This is a genomic window from Micromonospora sp. WMMC273 (genome assembly GCF_027460285.1).
GTDB classification, from domain to species: Bacteria; Actinomycetota; Actinomycetes; order Mycobacteriales; family Micromonosporaceae; genus Micromonospora; species Micromonospora aurantiaca.
Genome location: NZ_JAPZBE010000002.1, coordinates 80,115 through 94,588, shown reverse-complemented (window position 1 = coordinate 94,588; position 14,474 = coordinate 80,115). Strand labels below are relative to the sequence as shown.

The window sequence follows — 14,474 nt, the reverse complement described above, 5'->3', positions numbered from 1 at the left end:
ATGTCAGCTAGTGACAGTTCTCAATACCGAATTGGCGTGGCTGGCCGGACTGTGGGACGGCGAAGGCTCGGTCGGAATCAACCGGAACCACCGCCGGGGAGCCAACAGCGAGGGCTTCAACGTCTTCCCTCAAGTGCAAATCCAGATGACCCACTTTCCGACTATCGACCGGGTCGTGGACCTCATCAAAAGCATGGGATGCCAGGTGGTGTCCTACCACTGGGCCGAAAAGCAGGCCCATCACAAGCGAGCCTGCGGCCTGCGGATCACCCGCACCGGTTACGTCCTCACGATGGCCACGGCGCTCCTGCCGTACTCGGTCACGAAGGTCGAGCAGTGGACGCTGGTCAAGGAGTTCTGCGAGCTGCGGATCGCGCGTCAGGGATTGGGAAGTCATGGCCAGCTCAAACGGGGCGGCCGTCAAGGATGGTGGGTGCCGTACAGTGAGCGCGAAATCGAACTCTACAACCTCATTGGTCGCTGCAATCGGCGTGGACTGCCAGCCGCTGTCGAACGTGGAATGGGTGCCCCGGGACCTTCTGTCCGCGAACAACTGGAATCCGAATAAGGCCGCGCCGCCCGAGCAGCGGCTCTTGAAGACCTCCATCCTGGAGAACGGCTGGACCCAACCGATCGTCGTGCGGGAGTTCGACGGCGGACAGCGGTTGGAGATCGTCGACGGCTACCACCGGTGGATGACGTCGGCGGACCCCGAGGTCCGCTCGCTGACCGACGGGTACGTGCCGATCGTCCGGCTGCCGGAATGCCCGGAAGACCTCGCGATCATGGCCACCGTCCGGCACAACCGGGCCAGAGGCACCCACCACGTTCTCGGCATGGCCGACCTGGTCGACCGGCTGCTGTCCTCCGGCCTGTCCCGCGAGGAGATGGGCCGCCGGCTCGGCATGGACGCGGAAGAGGTCGACCGGCTCGCCGACCGCGGTCAGATGACCAAGCGCGGCGCGGCCGCCGGGTTCAACACCGGCTGGACCGTCTGATGGCCACCCCCGGCCGGGTACCGCCGCTGCACGTCGACCAGCTCCCGATCGGCGGCCGGTGGGTGATGCCCGCCAGCTCCCGCCGGGTCACGGTGGTCAACCCGGCCACCCTCGATGAGGTCGGGTCGTGCCCGCTGGCCGACGAGACCGACATCGACCGGGCGGTCACCGCCGCCCGGCAAGCGTTCGACTCCGGCCCGTGGCCGCGGTTCCACCCCCGCGACCGGGCGATGGTGCTGTCCCGGCTGCTGGACGTCTACGCCGCCCGGCAGGCGGAGATGGCGGACCTGATCACCGCCGAGACGGGCAGCCCGGCCCGGTTCACCGCACAGACCGAACACCCGCTGGAGATCCTGCGTTTCTACATCGACCTCGCCGGCCGGTTCCCGTGGCAGGAGCACCGCGGCAGCGGCACGCAGATCTTCCGCGAGCCGGTCGGAGTCGTCGCCGCGGTGGTGCCGTGGAACATGCCGCAGAAGACCATCCTGATGAAGCTGGTGCCCGCCCTGCTCGCCGGCTGCACGGTGGTGGTCAAGCCTGCGGAGGAGACCCCGCTGGACGCGCTGCTGCTGGCCGACATCCTCGACAGCGCGGGCCTGCCGCCGGGTGTGGTCAGCGTGGTGCCCGCCCTGCCGGAGACCGCGGAGTATCTGGTGGCGCACCCGGCCGTCGACAAGGTGGCGTTCACCGGGTCGACGGAGGTCGGCGCGCGGATCGGGGAGCTGTGCGGCCAGCGGGTGAGGCGGGTGTCGCTGGAGCTCGGCGGGAAGAGTCCCGCGATCGTGTGTCCGGACGCGGACCCGGCCCGGGTCGTCGACGCGCTGCGCACCGACACGTTCGCCCTGTCCGGGCAGATCTGCTCGGCGCACACCCGGGTGCTGGTGCCGCACTCCCAGCTCGACCACTACACCGCCCGGATCGCCGAGATGGCCGAAGGGCTGCGGGTCGGTGACCCGATGAACATCTACACCGACCTCGGGCCGGTGATCTCCCGCCGTCAGCAGCTGCGGGTGGAGGGCTACATCCAGGACGGGATCACCTCCGGCGCGCGGCTGGTCACCGGCGGGCTGCCCGCCGACGGTGAGGAGCGGCAGCCCGGCTGGTGGGTCAAGCCGACGGTGTTCATCGCGGACAACGACCACGTGATCGCGCGGGAGGAGGTGTTCGGGCCGGTGGTCACGCTGATCGGGTACGGCGACGACACCGACGCGGTCCGGATCGCGAACGACTCCCCGTACGGGCTGGAAGCCGCGGTGTGGACCGAGGACCTGGCCCACGCCGACACCCTCGCCCGCCGGCTGCGCGCGGGCACCGTCCGGATCAACGGCGCGTTCGACGTCAACGCCCCCCTCGGCGGGTTCAAAGCCTCCGGGATCGGCCGGGAACTCGGGGTGGAAGGGCTCGCCGGGTACACCGAGGTCAAGGCCGTGGTGTCCCGATAGACCGGCGTTCGGGTGGTGGTGTCCGGGAGTCACGGGGCCGGGATGCCACCACCCGGGCGTCTCACCGCTGGATAGCCGCGAGCCCGCCGAGCAGCCGCCGCTGGCCGGCCAGCGCGTCGATACGCGGCGCCGTGGCGAGGGGGTCCGGCCCGTCGACGGTGTCGTCCCAGGTGTCCGGCGGCATCAGCAGCACCACCGCCCGCCCCCGCTCGGCGGCCACCCGCCACAGGCCGGTCGTCGGCGGCGCGTCGGTGGCCACCACCTTCGACCCGGACAGTTGCAGGTGCGAGATCCGGTCGCCCTGCATCACCACCGTGATCCCGGCCGCGTGCGGCCACAGCGCGCCGGACAGCTCCCGGGAGGTGATCCGGCCCGCGCCGGAGCGCCGCAGCCGGGTCGACACCGCCTCGTACACCTCCTGGTCGCGGGGTTGGATGGCCAGCACCGGCCACCGGTCGAGGTCGTTGCCGAGCACGAGCAGGTTCCACATCGGTGCAGCCACAGGACGCTCCAGGTCAGCCAGGGCAGGACGCCGCCGAGTGTAAGGGCTGGGACAGCCGAGAGGCCCCGGACGCTCACGTATCGTCCGGGGCCTCACTCGGGATAGGTCCGGTCATGCCCCCCAGCACGGCCCGGTACCCCGGCCGGCACGCCGCGGTATGTCCCGCGCGGCGTGACCGACGCAATGTGAAACATCCTATGTGATCGGTCCCATCGCCCCCGCCGAGGAAAGTCGATCTTTTCGTGAAACGTAGAACGGACGAAAAGTTGTCCTCCGTTCAACCGTCTTGACCGGCCCCTACACTCGATCATGTGACGGGGGATCACCACCGGGCACGGGCACGGCAATCACCGGCCCGCTGTCCCGACGGCGCGACCCGTCCCGGCACCTGCACACGCGCTGCCCTGCGGTGGCCGGATCGTCGGTGGGGACGATCCCGGAACACGGGGGCGGGCAGAACGCCAGCGCGGTGACCGGGGCGAGCTGGCCCGCCGCCCTGGCCGAATGGGGCAGGCGGGAGTCCTTCCGTCGCGCAGTGCGTACCGCGCTACCCGCTTGGAGAGGACACCCCACCATGTCTGACCAGCCCGCTGCCCCGCCGCTCGGCCCGGACCCGGACCCCGGCAACGCCGGACCCGAGGACTGGGCCGGAGTCGACTACGACGACCCGGCGCTCGAGGAGGCCACCGCGGCGGCCGAAGACCCGGACACCGCCGACCCGCTGCCCGGCGACTACCGCGACGACACCACCCCGACCGACGGTGAGGTGGCGGCATGAGCACCTGCGCCTGCCACATCTCGCCGGCGTTCGCCCGCGAGCGGGAACGTCTGAAGGCCCTCGGCGGCACCCTGTTCGGCATCTGCCCCGACGCCGACCACAAGTACGGGTTCCACCTGCCGTCCTGCCGCCTCGGCGACAGCGACTACTCCCTGCGCTACGGCCGCGGTAACCGGCTCTACGGCGCCGCGATCGACGTCGGTATGGACTTCGACGGCTCCCGCGACTGGCTGCTCTGGCTGATCGCCGAAGCCCGCGCCGGCCGTAAGCCCGGCCTGGTCGAGGTGATCGGCCAGCCGAAGGGCCAGCCGGTTCTCTACTGGGCGAAGTGGAACGGCTGGAAGGCCAAGGTGTACACCGGCTCCGGCCACGACCGGTGGACGCACCTCGGGGTGGACCGGTCGGTGCTGGCGAAGACGGCGGACCTGAAGCTGCTCGCCTGGACCCCCGGCAGTGTCAGCAAGCCGACACCGGCCAAGCCCGCCACGCCGGCCCCCGGCCCCGTGCTGCCGTTCCCGCTCCCGGCCACCTGGTACTTCGGTCCCGCCTCCGGCCCCCGCCAGTCCGTGTCCGGGCTGCACAAGCGCACGTTCGCCGGGCACACCGACCGGTACTGGCTGCAGCAGTTCGGCACCCAGCTGTCCCGCCGGGGCTGGGCGGTCGGGAAGGGCCGCACCTACCTGCGCTCCGGCAACGACGGCATCTACGGCCCGCAGTACGCCGCCCTGATCCGCGCGTTCCAGAAGGACCAGAAGCTTCAGGTCGACGGGCGGCTCGGCGCGGTCACCTGGAAGGCCGCCTTCAAGAACCCCATCCGGTAGGACACCCCCTGGTGACCGGATTCATCCGGCCCGAGCTGGCGCACCTCGCCGTACCGATCGGTGAGGTGCGCCAGTTCCCGGGCAACCCACGCCGCGGTGACCACGACCGGATCGCCACCAGCCTGCGCCGCCACGGCCAGTACGCCCCGCTGCTGGTGCAGTCCTCCACCGGCCGGGTGGTCAAGGGCAACAACACCTTGCAGGTGATGACCGCCCTCGGCTACAGCGAAGTCGCGGTGGTCCGGCTGGACATCGACGACGAGCGGGCCCGGAACCTGCTGCTGATCGACAACCGGCTCACCGACGAGGCGGACTACGACCTGCCCGAGCTGACCGACATGCTCGCCGGGATCATCGACTGGGAAGCCGCCGGCTGGACCCCGGAAGACCTCGACGACATGCTCGCCGAACTCGACCACGACGCCGCGCTGTCCGAGCTGGAAGGGTACGAACCCGACCCGGCCCCGCAACCCGTCTCGGTGGACCTGAACCGGCCGCCGGCCCGTATCCCGCCGACCCGGCCCGTACCGTCCGGCCCCGGCCCGGCACACCCGCCCGCACCGCCTACCGCCACCCGCCCCCCGGCGCCGCCGCCGCGCGCCCCGGCCCCGGCCCCGGCCCCGGCGCCGGTCCCGGTGCAGCGGCCGGTGCTCGCCGAGCTGCTGCTGTACCTCCCGCCCGACGACCGCGCCGAAGCCATGCGGCTGATCGCCGCCGCCCGCGACTGGCTCGGCGCGGACCTCACCCCCGGCGAGGTCGTCCTCCGCGCGCTGCGGACCCTCGCCGCGATCGGCGACGCCCGCCACAACCCGCACCACACCCTCAAGATCGGCACGCTGCTCTACGCCGCAGGCCGTGACCCGCTGGAGACCTCATGACCACCGACGCCCCGACCTGCCCGCCCGCCCCCGGCGCGGGACTGGCCGAACTGTTCGTCCGGCTCTACCGCCGGCTCGCCGCCCGCCACGACTTCGACCCCGGCCCGCCGTGGCCGCAGATGGCCCCCGCCCAACGCGCGCTGCTGACCGACGTGTTCGCCGACCTGGAACTGCTGCACCACCCCCGGATCACCGAGCTGCGCCACGGCCAGACCGTCCTGCTGATCCTGCCCGACACCGGCGACCCGGCCACCCTCGACCAGATGCGGGCCACCGTCGCGGAATGGCTACCCGACCAGCAGGTCTACATCGCCGCCGGTATCTCCCACACCATCACCTCATGATCCACATCGAGGGCATGGGCTGGTTCGGCGCCGCCATGGCGTACCGCCTGCACGCCGACGGCATCCCGTTCACCTGGCACGACATCGACACCCCCGTCAACGCCTGGCAAGCCAGCGCCGGCATGGTCTACCCCGCAGGCGACGACCGGTCCACCGTCAACCTCACCCGCTGGCCCACCCTCGCGGGTATCTTCCCCCCAGGCACGGTCATCCCGGCCGCGTTCGCCTACCCGCACACCCACCCCCCACACGCCGGGACCTACCGCACCCGACTCGACCTCGGGTGGATCCGCGTCGCGGACGCCCCCGCCTACGCCGTCGACGTCCCGGCCATCGTCAACACCGCCCGCGCCCAGTTCGCCGACCGCCGGCTGTCCGGCCCGGTCCCCGGCAAACCCACGATCATCGCGCACGGCCACACCGACCGCCGGTCCACCTGGATCTGGTCGTGGACCGCCCCCGTCCGGCTGCACCTCCCCGACGCCCTCCACCACGCCGTCCCCGAGCGGATCGCGTTCTACGGCCGGACCCACCGCTTCGCCCGCACCTACGCCTTCCCGATCCCCACCCGCCCGAACTGGTGGTGGGCCGGCACCTCCCTGCTCAACCAACGCCGCCCGCACCCCCTCAACCCCGACCTGCACCTCACCTCCTGGCGCCGCAACGTCGGCCAGCTCTACCCCTGGGTACGCATCGTGGACAACGAACCGGCCATCCACGGCTGGCGCGCCCGCCAACGCCCCGACGACCGCGGCTACCTCGAATGCGACGGCGACCGGCTGATGTTCCCCGCCCTCGCCAACTCCGGCGTCCGCTGGGCCCCCACCCTCCTCGACGACGCCGCGGCGTGGGCGGCCGCCCGTACCCGCACACACGTCTGACCGGCCGGAGGTACCCGCCATGTCCAGCAAACCGCCGATCACCCTCTCGTCCGACCTGGACCCCTGGGACCGGCAACCCGGCGAGTCACACCGCCAGTACAGCCGCTTCCAGACGTTCATGGAGCTGGGCCGGGGCCGCACCCTGAAACAAGCCGCGGAAATGCTGCACGGCCTCGGCGACAAGATCACCTACCGGACGTTGATGCAGTACGCCTACGAGTACCGGTGGAGCGACCGGGCTGAGGCGCACGACCGCGACCAGGACCGGCTGGAACGGGAACGGCTGCTGGTGCTGCGGCGGGAGATGCTGGCCCGCCACCGCAAGCTCGCCGCCGGAATGCTCGGCAAGGCCATCACCAGCCTGCAAAACCTCCAGCCCGCGCAGATGACCCCGACCGACATCACCCGGTTCGTCAAGCTGGCCACCGACCTGGAACGCGTCGCGCTCGGCGAACCCGAGCGGACCGTCGCCGTGACCGGCGCGGGCGGCGGCCCGATCACCGTCGACGACTTCTCCCAGTACACCCCGGCGGAACGGCGGGCACGGCTGGAACAGATCACCACCGAGCTGTCCCGCCGGGCCGCGCTGCACGACGACGAAGACGACGACTGACCCGGGCAGGAACGTCCACCCTGGAACGTGATCACCCGACCGGTACCCGCCGGTATCCTTCGAACGAGCGTTCGCACAGGTCACGCTCACCACGGGGAACGGGGGGACCTGTGAACGGATACCCATGCGGGTTGCCATGCCGCACCGGCTGAGGCCCGTCCAGATCACGAGCGGATCCCATCCGTTCGAAGTGTTCGCGCTGCTCACCGTCCTGATCGCGGGCATGGTGCTGCTGATCTCCGGTGAACGGCCGAGGTCGGTCACCACCGCCATGCCCGCCCTGGTGCTGCTGCTGTGGGAGATCGGCCTGGTCGGTGCGGGAGTGATCGGGCTGATGGGCGTCACCTGGCGCGGTCAGCTGTCGACCGGGCTGGCCGTCGAGCTGCTCGGGCTGATCCTGCTCGGGTCCGCGTCCACCATGTACGCCGTCGCGGTCTACGTGGTGTCCGGGTGGGGCGCCGTCGTCGCCGGGTCGTACGTCATCGCGGCGGCGGGCGCCTCCTGGTGGCGCGCCGGTCAGATCGTCCGTGACCTGTCCCGCGTCGCGCGGGCGGCCAGCCGGGGTTACATCGCGGACGTGCCGCTGCTGGTGCAGGAGGAGCCGTGACGTGGCCGGGGCTGCTGGCCGCGCCGGCTGACCCGTCGCAGGGACCGCTCGGCCAGCTGATGATCGCGCTCGGCGCGCTCGGCGGGCTGACCGGCATCGGCGCCGTGGTCGGGCTGCTGCTGCAGCGCAAGAAGTTCCGCGCCGACGCCGCGCAGGTCGTGACGAACACGGCCCTGACGCTGGTCGAGCCGTTGCGGGCGCGGGTGGACGAGCTGCAGAAGGAAACCAGCGAGGCGCGGGCGCAGACCCGCAACGCCCGCCGGGAAGCCGACCAGGCGAGGCAGGCCGCCTCCCGGGCCCGCGCGGAGGCCGCCCTCGCGCAGGAAGAGGTCACCGAGCTGCGGGCCACGCTGCGGCGGGTGACCGCCGAGATGGCCCGCTGGCGGTCGGCGATCTTCGCCCCGACCGCCACCGTCGACGGTCTGCGGGTGCTGGTCGCCTCCGACCCCACCGGCCACCGCGACTCGCCCTGACCGGCCCGCCGTAGGGCCGGCCACCAACCACACACCACGGGGGTGCACGTCATGGAACAACTGCCTGATCTGGCCATGTGGTCGCTGATCGTCGGGTTCGGGATGCCGCCGATCGTGGCGGTGGTCAACCAGCCGCGGTGGCCCGGCTGGGTCCGCGCGCTCATCACCATCCTGGTGTGCGTCGCGGCCGGAGCGATCACCGCCTACCTCGACGGGTCGCTGACCGACCGGCGGTGGACCACCGCCGCGCTGATCGTCGGAGTCGCCGCGATCGGTTCGTACCGGGCATTCTGGCGGCCGTCGGGCATCGCGCCCGCCATCGAGCAGACCAGCTCACCCGCCACCCCTCCCGGCCCGGACTACCACCACTGACCCCCGGGCCGTCCCGGGCTGCGGGAGCCTGCCGGTGCCCTCCTCCTGACACCGGCCGGGACCCCTTCCCCGCACCCGGGACGGACCGGGCCCCACCCGCAGGAGAACCCCGCCGTGGACCTGCCCCGCCCGACCCGGCTGCTCGGCCAGAACCGCGAGCTACGCGACATCGGGGTCTACAACTGGACGTTGCCCGCCTGGGCCGGCCGTCTGCCCGACGGCCGGACGTACAACACCTGCCCGTCCGCCGGGGTCTGCCGCCACGTGTGCTACGCCCTCAACGGCACCTACCGGTTCCCGGCCGTCCGTCGCGCGCACCTGGCCAACCTGCTCTACGTGATCGATGACCTGGCCGGCTGGCAGCTCCAGATGACCGAGGAGCTCGCGCACATCCGCCACCTGCACGGCTGGGTCCGCGTCCACGACGCCGGCGACTTCTTCTCCGACGACTACACCCGAGCCTGGTTGCAGATCATGCGCGCGACCCCGCTCACCCGCTTCTACGCCTACACCAAAGAGGTCACGCGGTTCCGGGCCCTGGTCGAGCCGGACCCCCCGGCCAACTTCCGGTGGGTCTACAGCCTCGGCGGCCGTCAGGACCGGCAGCTCACCATCGGCACCGACCGTACCGCGGACGTGTTCCCGGACACCGAGTCGATCTGGCAGGCAGGCTGGACCGACCAGTCCGAATCCGACCTGCTCGCCGTCACCGACCCGTCGAACCTCATCGGTATCCCGGCCAACCACATCCCGCAGTTCCTCAACCGCCAGCGGAACCGGTCGCTCGGCGCCTGGCAGGCCGAAGTCGACGCCCGCCGAGAGCACCGGGCCGGCCGTCGGTGACCGACGTCAGCCCGAGCGCCGTCTCCCGCCCCAGGCTGGTGATCCACCAGACGGTATGCGCGGGCCGGTCCGGCACGTCCCGCTGCTGCATGTGGCGGATCAACCGCCCCCGCTCCAACGTCGCCAGCGCACCCCGGACCGCGCCCGGTGACCGGCCGGTCGCGATCGCCAGCTCCCGCACACCCAGCTTCACCCCGGCCCGCTCGCCCATCACCGCGAGCACCGCCCTCACCGCGCCCGTCAGCCGGATCGCCGGCACCTCACCGCCCATGCCATCCATGATCACCGGCAGGTGTGACAGATGACCGACCTCGCTCTCCGACCGACCTGGCAGATGACCGACCAGGAGCTGCTGGCCGAAGCCGACGCGATCGCCCGCGCCGACGACAAGAGCGCCCTCGCCGATCCGGTCACCCTCATGCGCCACCTCACCCCCGGCTACAAACGCCGCGCGCACCTGCGAGTGATCGGCCGGGAGCTGCGCCGGCTGCACACCGGCGAAACCGACCGGCTGATGATCCTGACCCCACCGCAGGTCGGTAAAAGCGTGACCGCCGTCGTCGGCGGGTCGTTCTGGTGGCTCGCCCTGCACCCCGCCCACCGCGTGATCGTCGGCTCCTACGGCAACAGCCTGGCCCTCAACCGCGGCCGCTCGGTACGGAAGATGGTCATCGAACACGGCCACCGCTACGACCTGCGGTTGGAGCGCGGCAGCCAAGCCGTCAACGACTGGCAGCTCACCACCGGCGGGGGCATGAAATCCGTCGGTGTCGGCGCAGGCGTCACCGGCGTCAACGGCGACATCGCGATGATCGACGACCCGCACAAGTCCCGGGCGGAAGCCGACAGCCTCCGGCGCCGGGACGCCGTCCACGACTGGTACTCCGGCGACATCATCTCCCGCCTGTCGCCGGGCGCGCCGGTCGTGCTGATCATGACCCCCTGGCATCCCGACGACATCCGAGGCCGGCTACTCGCCGACGAAGGCCGCATCGAGGACGGCGGCCGGTGGCGGGTGATCCACATGCCCGCCCTGTGCGTCGACCCCGCCAACGACCCGCTCGGCCGGCCGGCCGGAGCACCGCTGCCGCACCCGAAGATCCCGCCCCGGGACACCGCCGCCGCCCTGCGCCACTGGGAAGACCGCCGCCGGTCCAGCTCGGTCCGCGACTGGGCCGCCCTCTACCAGGGCGACCCCAAGCCCGCCGAAGGCGCGCTGCTGTCCCGCAAGCTGCTGCGCGAACGCCGCTGCTACGGCCAGGACCCGACGTGCGGGCCGTGCAACACCACCGTGCTGCGGGCGGCCGTCGCCGTCGACCCGTCCGGCGGCGGCCGGGACACCGCCGGCCTGATCGCCGGGTACCTCGGCGGCGACCGACGGCTCTACATCACCCACGACGCCTCCGGCGTCATGTCGTCGCACGACTGGTCGCGGAAGGCCTGCGAGCTGGCCGCCGACACCGACGCGGACCGGATCATCGTGGAGACCGACTTCGGCGGGGACATGGCCACCCTGTCGATCCGCACCGCCTGGGAGGCCCTACGCCGGGAAGAGGTCGAACGGTGGCGGTTGGCGCTGGACGTCGCGACGGACAAGGAGGCGATGGCGTCCACCGTGTACACGCGGGCCGCGAAGTTCAACCGGCTGTGCCCGCGCATCGTCACGGTCAAGGCCCGCAAGGGCAAGCTGCTGCGCGCCGAACCGATCGCCCAGCAGTGGACCGAAGACCGGATCCGGACCGCGGCGTACCTGCCCGAGCTGGAAGACGAGTGGGCGACCTGGCAGCCGGACCACACCGACAGCCCCGGCCGGATCGACGCGTCGACGTACCTGGCGTACGCGCTGCTGCCGGTGCCGAACTCCGGCACCGGCCGGATGGCCGCCCCGCCGTCGGGTCAGATGCCGTCGACCGGCATGTCCCCGCTGGAGTGACCCCGGTCCGGGGTGTCCTGCCGGTCGAGGCGAGCGAGGCGCACCGCCGCGCCGATCTCAACCCCGTCACCGCCTCGGGCTGCCACCAAGGCCGGGTCGATGGTGCCGTACCGCTCGATCAGGGCGGTACGCGCGAGCTGGGTAGCGGTGACGGCCGGCGGCGCGGTGCGGCGCCAGCCGGCGTCGAGCACGATCCGGGCCAGGGTCATCGACCCCGCGCTCACGCCGTCGAGCCGGGCCCGGGTCAGCACCTCGGCCAGAGCGTGGACCTCATCGTCGGTGTAGTCAGCCACGGCGGTTCCCCTCCCCCGGACACGGAACGAGCCTCCCGTCCCCCAGGGCAGAGGGCAGGAGGCTCGACACCCCGCACGAACTGATTGGTTCGTACACCGTCCAGTGTGCCAGGTGCCGGAACCGGCCCGTGAGCCCGTCCAGGTCCACGGAGACGGCCCGGCCGGGTACGGCCGGTGTGCCGGGTAGCCCGCACCGTGGCAGGGCGGATACGGCGAACCCCCGGCCCGGTGCGGGTCGGGGGTTCGCGGGTCGGGGGGTCAGGAGGCGGGCAGCGCCACGATCCGGTGGCTGATGTGCAGGCCGGGGTAGTTCACCGCGAGGCGGGCCTGGAACGCCTGCACCGCCGGGGAGGCGAGGGCCGCCGCCGGGGAAGCGGCGGGCACGCTCTGGCCGCCGAGGCTGCGGCCACGGGCGAAGTAACGGATGTGGAAGTGCTGCATGGTCGTCTCCCTCTCTCGGTGGGCGGGCCTTCCAGGCGTCCCGCCCTGACATCGACTACGTTACCGCCCACCCCGGAAGTAGTCAACCTCCGGGGGGTGATTTCCGGGGGAGGTTCCGGTCCCTCCGGTACCTGCTCAACCTGAGCTGCAGATGCCCCGGGCTGATCCCGAGGTGTCCCGCCAACCGCCGGGCGCTGACGCCCTCCCGCACACACTCCTCGGCCAGCTCCACGAACTGCTCGGCCGCCGCCCGGTACGGATGGCCGGGCGGGGTGTGATGCCGCACCTTCGCCCCGTCCTCACACAGCCTGCGCAGCTCCGCGATCAGCTCCGGCGACAGAACCACCGTCCGGCGTGCGACCCGGCCGGTATCCGGCTTCGGCGCCGCCGGCCGGGGCCGCCGGTAGCGAGCGACCCGCGCCCGCACCACGGCCTCCTCCACCCCGACGTGAGCCGCCAGCTCGGCCACCGGCACCCCGTCATGCACGTACCCGTCCAGCAGGACGTCCAGCCGGTCCGCCGCCGCCCGCAACGGCGAGTCCTGCGCGGTGCGCGCCCGCACCTGGCGGGCCTGCTCGTACAGGTGCCGCAGCTCGACCGCGGCCTGCGCGGTGACCTCGACCGGCCCGGCTGCCCGCCCGGCGTCCGACGGCCGTAGGGGCGGGTCTTTGATCCGCAGCCCGTCTCCGGTGTCCGGCTTGGCGACCCGGGCGCGGACGGACGTCTCACTCAGCCCGACCGCCCGTCCGAGCGCCCGACCGCCCCAACCCCGCCACCACGCCGTCCGCAAGGTCGCGCTCAGCCTCGGGTCGCCCACCTCCCTCATCGCCCGCAGCAGCGTCGCGTCCTGCGGGTCGACCTCCCGATGGCCGGCGGGCACCCGCAGCGTCATGACCGGCGCAGCCGCCGGATCAGCTCGTACGTCGACCCGATCAACAGCAGCACCAAGAGCGCGATCAGCCAGCCGGTCCGCTCCGGCCCGAGCACGGCGGAGAGCCACAGCCCGCCGCCGGCTGCGGCCAGCAGCAGGACCGTCACCATCACCCGCGTCAGCGGTGACATCTTCAGCAGTGGCGACAGGTTCATCCTTGCCGCTCCTCCTCGTCGTCGTCGGTCAGGTGCAGGCCGATCCGGTTGGCGTAGATCTGCGCCGTGCTCAGCAGCGCGAGGGCGTCGGTCAGCCCGGCCCGGAGGTGGTCGAGCTGGGTCGCGGTGACCAGCGCGGTCTCCTGCGGGTTCGGCATGTTCGGGTGCTCCCGGTCTTCCGGGCGCGGGTTGTTGACGTACGCATCGGGCTGGTCGGCGATCACCGACAGCCGGTGGCCGGTCTGGTCGAGGGTCTGCCCGAGCCGTTGGAACACCGTACGCAGGCTGCCGATCAGGTCACCGGCCGTCGACGGGTACCGCATCCCGACCTCAGCGGCGGTGGCGTAGTTGAGGTACCGCACCACCTCACCGAGCACGACCGCCGCCCGGCTGGTCCGCTCGTCGTCGTACGGGCCGTCGGTCGGGAACAGCTCGCGCACCAGCTCGTGTCCGGTCAGAGTCCGCAGCCGGTCCCGTTCCCGGGCCCGGCCGTCGAGGACACCTTGCGCGTACGCCCCGTCCGCCGCTCCGGCGACGGCGCCGGAGCGGGCGGTCGGGGCGGTCACGCCGCCGCCGAGGGCGGTAGCGGGCTGGCCGCCCGGTGCACGGCCCGTTCGATCTCGACGCGCAGCCGCTCGGGATGCACGGCCACCAGGTCAGCCGCGCCGGGCGCGTACCGGGCTTCGGCGAGCTGCCGGAGCAGGGTGGACACCCCGATGCCGGGGCCTGCGGCGTCGGCTTCGGCCTTCAGCCGGTTCAGCAGCTCGACCGGCAGCTTGACCGGCACCACGGCCATCGGTTCGGCCACCGGCTCGCGGACGATCTCGGACCGCGATAGCTCCTGCTCGGTCAGCGGGGCAAGCGGGTCGATCATGGCAGTTCCCCCTTCATCATCTGCTCCCAGGCGGTCCGTTCCGCCGGGTCCAGCCACCGCGCGCCGACGACCCGATACCGGTCGGGTGCGTCCTCGATGAGCGCGACGAGCAACGGCCGGCCGTCGCGGGCCGGCGCGGTCACCCGCAACACCGCCCCGAGATGGCCGCGTACGCACGGGCGGGAGTGGTACAGCACGTACTGGACATCGAGCCAGTCGATCGCCGCCGCGGCGAGCGCGGCGTAGCTGTCGTCATCCCAGATGTAGACGTCTCTCGGCACACCACAAGGGTATA

23 protein-coding genes are annotated in these 14,474 nt (G+C 72.2%); 14 read left to right on the top strand and 9 right to left on the bottom strand.

Annotation, left to right across the window (positions count from 1 at the left end):
• Nucleotides 1-10: 10 nt before the first annotated feature.
• The 3 genes from O7611_RS31450 to O7611_RS31440 are packed head-to-tail and all read left to right on the top strand — an operon-like array spanning nt 11 to nt 2,440.
• Complete coding sequence (locus O7611_RS31450) at nt 11-568, top strand: hypothetical protein (protein ID WP_269698383.1); 558 nt, start codon at nt 11-13, stop codon at nt 566-568.
• Nucleotides 525-998, top strand: coding sequence for a ParB N-terminal domain-containing protein (locus tag O7611_RS31445; RefSeq protein ID WP_269698381.1), 474 nt, complete (start codon nt 525-527; stop codon nt 996-998). The genes O7611_RS31450 and O7611_RS31445 overlap by 44 nt, the downstream gene beginning before the upstream one ends.
• Nucleotides 998-2,440, top strand: a complete 1,443-nt coding sequence (locus tag O7611_RS31440) for an aldehyde dehydrogenase family protein (RefSeq protein ID WP_269698379.1) — start codon at nt 998-1,000, stop codon at nt 2,438-2,440. Before O7611_RS31445 ends, O7611_RS31440 begins: the two co-directional genes overlap by 1 nt.
• Nucleotides 2,441-2,501: 61 nt before the next feature.
• Here O7611_RS31440 and O7611_RS31435 read toward each other — a convergent pair whose 3' ends face one another.
• A complete protein-coding gene (locus O7611_RS31435) occupies nt 2,502-2,942 on the bottom strand; it encodes a hypothetical protein (RefSeq protein WP_269698377.1) in 441 nt (146 codons plus the stop codon).
• 574 nt (nt 2,943-3,516) lie between these two features.
• Between O7611_RS31435 and O7611_RS31430 the strand changes: the two genes are divergently transcribed.
• The 10 genes from O7611_RS31430 to O7611_RS31385 all read left to right on the top strand — a co-directional run bounded on the left by O7611_RS31430 (nt 3,517) and on the right by O7611_RS31385 (nt 9,552).
• Complete coding sequence (locus tag O7611_RS31430) at nt 3,517-3,720, top strand: hypothetical protein (RefSeq protein ID WP_269698375.1); 204 nt, start codon at nt 3,517-3,519, stop codon at nt 3,718-3,720.
• On the top strand, nt 3,717-4,541 hold the full coding sequence (locus O7611_RS31425; RefSeq protein ID WP_269698373.1) for a peptidoglycan-binding domain-containing protein: 825 nt from the start codon (nt 3,717-3,719) through the stop codon (nt 4,539-4,541). The genes O7611_RS31430 and O7611_RS31425 overlap by 4 nt, the downstream gene beginning before the upstream one ends.
• An 11-nt stretch (nt 4,542-4,552) precedes the next feature.
• Complete coding sequence (locus O7611_RS31420; protein ID WP_269698372.1) at nt 4,553-5,419, top strand: hypothetical protein; 867 nt, start codon at nt 4,553-4,555, stop codon at nt 5,417-5,419.
• Nucleotides 5,416-5,763: a hypothetical protein gene (locus O7611_RS31415; protein WP_269698370.1), complete on the top strand. Its 348-nt coding sequence runs from the start codon at nt 5,416-5,418 to the stop codon at nt 5,761-5,763. Before O7611_RS31420 ends, O7611_RS31415 begins: the two co-directional genes overlap by 4 nt.
• Nucleotides 5,760-6,644 carry a hypothetical protein gene (locus O7611_RS31410; RefSeq protein WP_269698368.1) on the top strand — a complete coding sequence of 295 codons (885 nt, stop codon included), beginning with the start codon at nt 5,760-5,762 and terminating at the stop codon, nt 6,642-6,644. Before O7611_RS31415 ends, O7611_RS31410 begins: the two co-directional genes overlap by 4 nt.
• 19 nt (nt 6,645-6,663) lie before the next feature.
• Nucleotides 6,664-7,257, top strand: a complete 594-nt coding sequence (locus O7611_RS31405; RefSeq protein WP_269698367.1) for a hypothetical protein — start codon at nt 6,664-6,666, stop codon at nt 7,255-7,257.
• Between the two features lie 190 nt (nt 7,258-7,447).
• Nucleotides 7,448-7,864, top strand: a complete 417-nt coding sequence (locus tag O7611_RS31400) for a hypothetical protein (RefSeq protein WP_269698366.1) — start codon at nt 7,448-7,450, stop codon at nt 7,862-7,864.
• The gene (locus O7611_RS31395) at nt 7,861-8,337 is read left to right on the top strand and encodes an alanine-zipper protein (RefSeq protein WP_269698365.1); all 477 of its coding nucleotides are present in this window, start codon (nt 7,861-7,863) and stop codon (nt 8,335-8,337) included. The genes O7611_RS31400 and O7611_RS31395 overlap by 4 nt, the downstream gene beginning before the upstream one ends.
• A 51-nt stretch (nt 8,338-8,388) precedes the next feature.
• Nucleotides 8,389-8,709 carry a hypothetical protein gene (locus O7611_RS31390; protein ID WP_269698356.1) on the top strand — a complete coding sequence of 107 codons (321 nt, stop codon included), beginning with the start codon at nt 8,389-8,391 and terminating at the stop codon, nt 8,707-8,709.
• Nucleotides 8,710-8,823: 114 nt separating this feature from the next.
• Complete coding sequence (locus tag O7611_RS31385) at nt 8,824-9,552, top strand: GP88 family protein (protein ID WP_269698354.1); 729 nt, start codon at nt 8,824-8,826, stop codon at nt 9,550-9,552.
• Here the strand turns inward: O7611_RS31385 and O7611_RS31380 are convergent.
• Complete coding sequence (locus O7611_RS31380; RefSeq protein WP_269698352.1) at nt 9,470-9,823, bottom strand: hypothetical protein; 354 nt, start codon at nt 9,821-9,823, stop codon at nt 9,470-9,472. The genes O7611_RS31385 and O7611_RS31380 overlap by 83 nt on opposite strands.
• Before the next feature lie 30 nt (nt 9,824-9,853).
• Between O7611_RS31380 and O7611_RS31375 the strand changes: the two genes are divergently transcribed.
• Nucleotides 9,854-11,485, top strand: coding sequence for a terminase large subunit domain-containing protein (locus O7611_RS31375; RefSeq protein ID WP_269698350.1), 1,632 nt, complete (start codon nt 9,854-9,856; stop codon nt 11,483-11,485).
• Here the strand turns inward: O7611_RS31375 and O7611_RS31370 are convergent.
• The 7 genes from O7611_RS31370 to O7611_RS31340 all read right to left on the bottom strand — a co-directional run bounded on the left by O7611_RS31370 (nt 11,449) and on the right by O7611_RS31340 (nt 14,460).
• Entirely contained in the window at nt 11,449-11,778 is a 330-nt protein-coding gene (locus O7611_RS31370; RefSeq protein ID WP_269698348.1) for a hypothetical protein, read from the bottom strand. The two genes, O7611_RS31375 and O7611_RS31370, sit on opposite strands and share 37 nt — an antisense overlap.
• Before the next feature lie 258 nt (nt 11,779-12,036).
• A complete protein-coding gene (locus tag O7611_RS31365) occupies nt 12,037-12,219 on the bottom strand; it encodes a hypothetical protein (protein ID WP_269698346.1) in 183 nt (60 codons plus the stop codon).
• An 82-nt stretch (nt 12,220-12,301) separates the two neighbouring features.
• Nucleotides 12,302-13,111, bottom strand: a complete 810-nt coding sequence (locus tag O7611_RS31360) for an AsnC family protein (RefSeq protein ID WP_269698344.1) — start codon at nt 13,109-13,111, stop codon at nt 12,302-12,304.
• The gene (locus O7611_RS31355) at nt 13,108-13,305 is read right to left on the bottom strand and encodes a hypothetical protein (protein WP_269698343.1); all 198 of its coding nucleotides are present in this window, start codon (nt 13,303-13,305) and stop codon (nt 13,108-13,110) included. The genes O7611_RS31360 and O7611_RS31355 overlap by 4 nt, the downstream gene beginning before the upstream one ends.
• A complete protein-coding gene (locus O7611_RS31350) occupies nt 13,302-13,871 on the bottom strand; it encodes a hypothetical protein (RefSeq protein WP_269698341.1) in 570 nt (189 codons plus the stop codon). Before O7611_RS31350 ends, O7611_RS31355 begins: the two co-directional genes overlap by 4 nt.
• On the bottom strand, nt 13,868-14,179 hold the full coding sequence (locus O7611_RS31345) for a hypothetical protein (RefSeq protein ID WP_269698340.1): 312 nt from the start codon (nt 14,177-14,179) through the stop codon (nt 13,868-13,870). Before O7611_RS31345 ends, O7611_RS31350 begins: the two co-directional genes overlap by 4 nt.
• Nucleotides 14,176-14,460, bottom strand: coding sequence for a hypothetical protein (locus tag O7611_RS31340; RefSeq protein WP_269698339.1), 285 nt, complete (start codon nt 14,458-14,460; stop codon nt 14,176-14,178). The genes O7611_RS31345 and O7611_RS31340 overlap by 4 nt, the downstream gene beginning before the upstream one ends.
• Between the last annotated feature and the right edge of the window lie 14 nt (nt 14,461-14,474).

Excerpts from the sequence above, each read along its gene's own strand:
- O7611_RS31415 (WP_269698370.1), top strand. The coding sequence starts at position 5,416 with ATGACCACCGACGCCCCGACCTGCCCGCCCGCCCCCGGCGCGGGACTG.
- O7611_RS31440 (WP_269698379.1), top strand. The coding sequence starts at position 998 with ATGGCCACCCCCGGCCGGGTACCGCCGCTGCACGTCGACCAGCTCCCG.
- O7611_RS31355 (WP_269698343.1), bottom strand. The coding sequence starts at position 13,305 with ATGAACCTGTCGCCACTGCTGAAGATGTCACCGCTGACGCGGGTGATG.
- O7611_RS31405 (WP_269698367.1), top strand. The coding sequence starts at position 6,664 with ATGTCCAGCAAACCGCCGATCACCCTCTCGTCCGACCTGGACCCCTGG.
- O7611_RS31345 (WP_269698340.1), bottom strand. The coding sequence starts at position 14,179 with ATGATCGACCCGCTTGCCCCGCTGACCGAGCAGGAGCTATCGCGGTCC.
- O7611_RS31365 (WP_269698346.1), bottom strand. The coding sequence starts at position 12,219 with ATGCAGCACTTCCACATCCGTTACTTCGCCCGTGGCCGCAGCCTCGGC.
- O7611_RS31380 (WP_269698352.1), bottom strand. The coding sequence starts at position 9,823 with ATGGGCGGTGAGGTGCCGGCGATCCGGCTGACGGGCGCGGTGAGGGCG.
- O7611_RS31375 (WP_269698350.1), top strand. The coding sequence starts at position 9,854 with ATGACCGACCTCGCTCTCCGACCGACCTGGCAGATGACCGACCAGGAG.
- O7611_RS31425 (WP_269698373.1), top strand. The coding sequence starts at position 3,717 with ATGAGCACCTGCGCCTGCCACATCTCGCCGGCGTTCGCCCGCGAGCGG.
- O7611_RS31430 (WP_269698375.1), top strand. The coding sequence starts at position 3,517 with ATGTCTGACCAGCCCGCTGCCCCGCCGCTCGGCCCGGACCCGGACCCC.
- O7611_RS31360 (WP_269698344.1), bottom strand. The coding sequence starts at position 13,111 with ATGACGCTGCGGGTGCCCGCCGGCCATCGGGAGGTCGACCCGCAGGAC.
- O7611_RS31390 (WP_269698356.1), top strand. The coding sequence starts at position 8,389 with ATGGAACAACTGCCTGATCTGGCCATGTGGTCGCTGATCGTCGGGTTC.
- O7611_RS31410 (WP_269698368.1), top strand. The coding sequence starts at position 5,760 with ATGATCCACATCGAGGGCATGGGCTGGTTCGGCGCCGCCATGGCGTAC.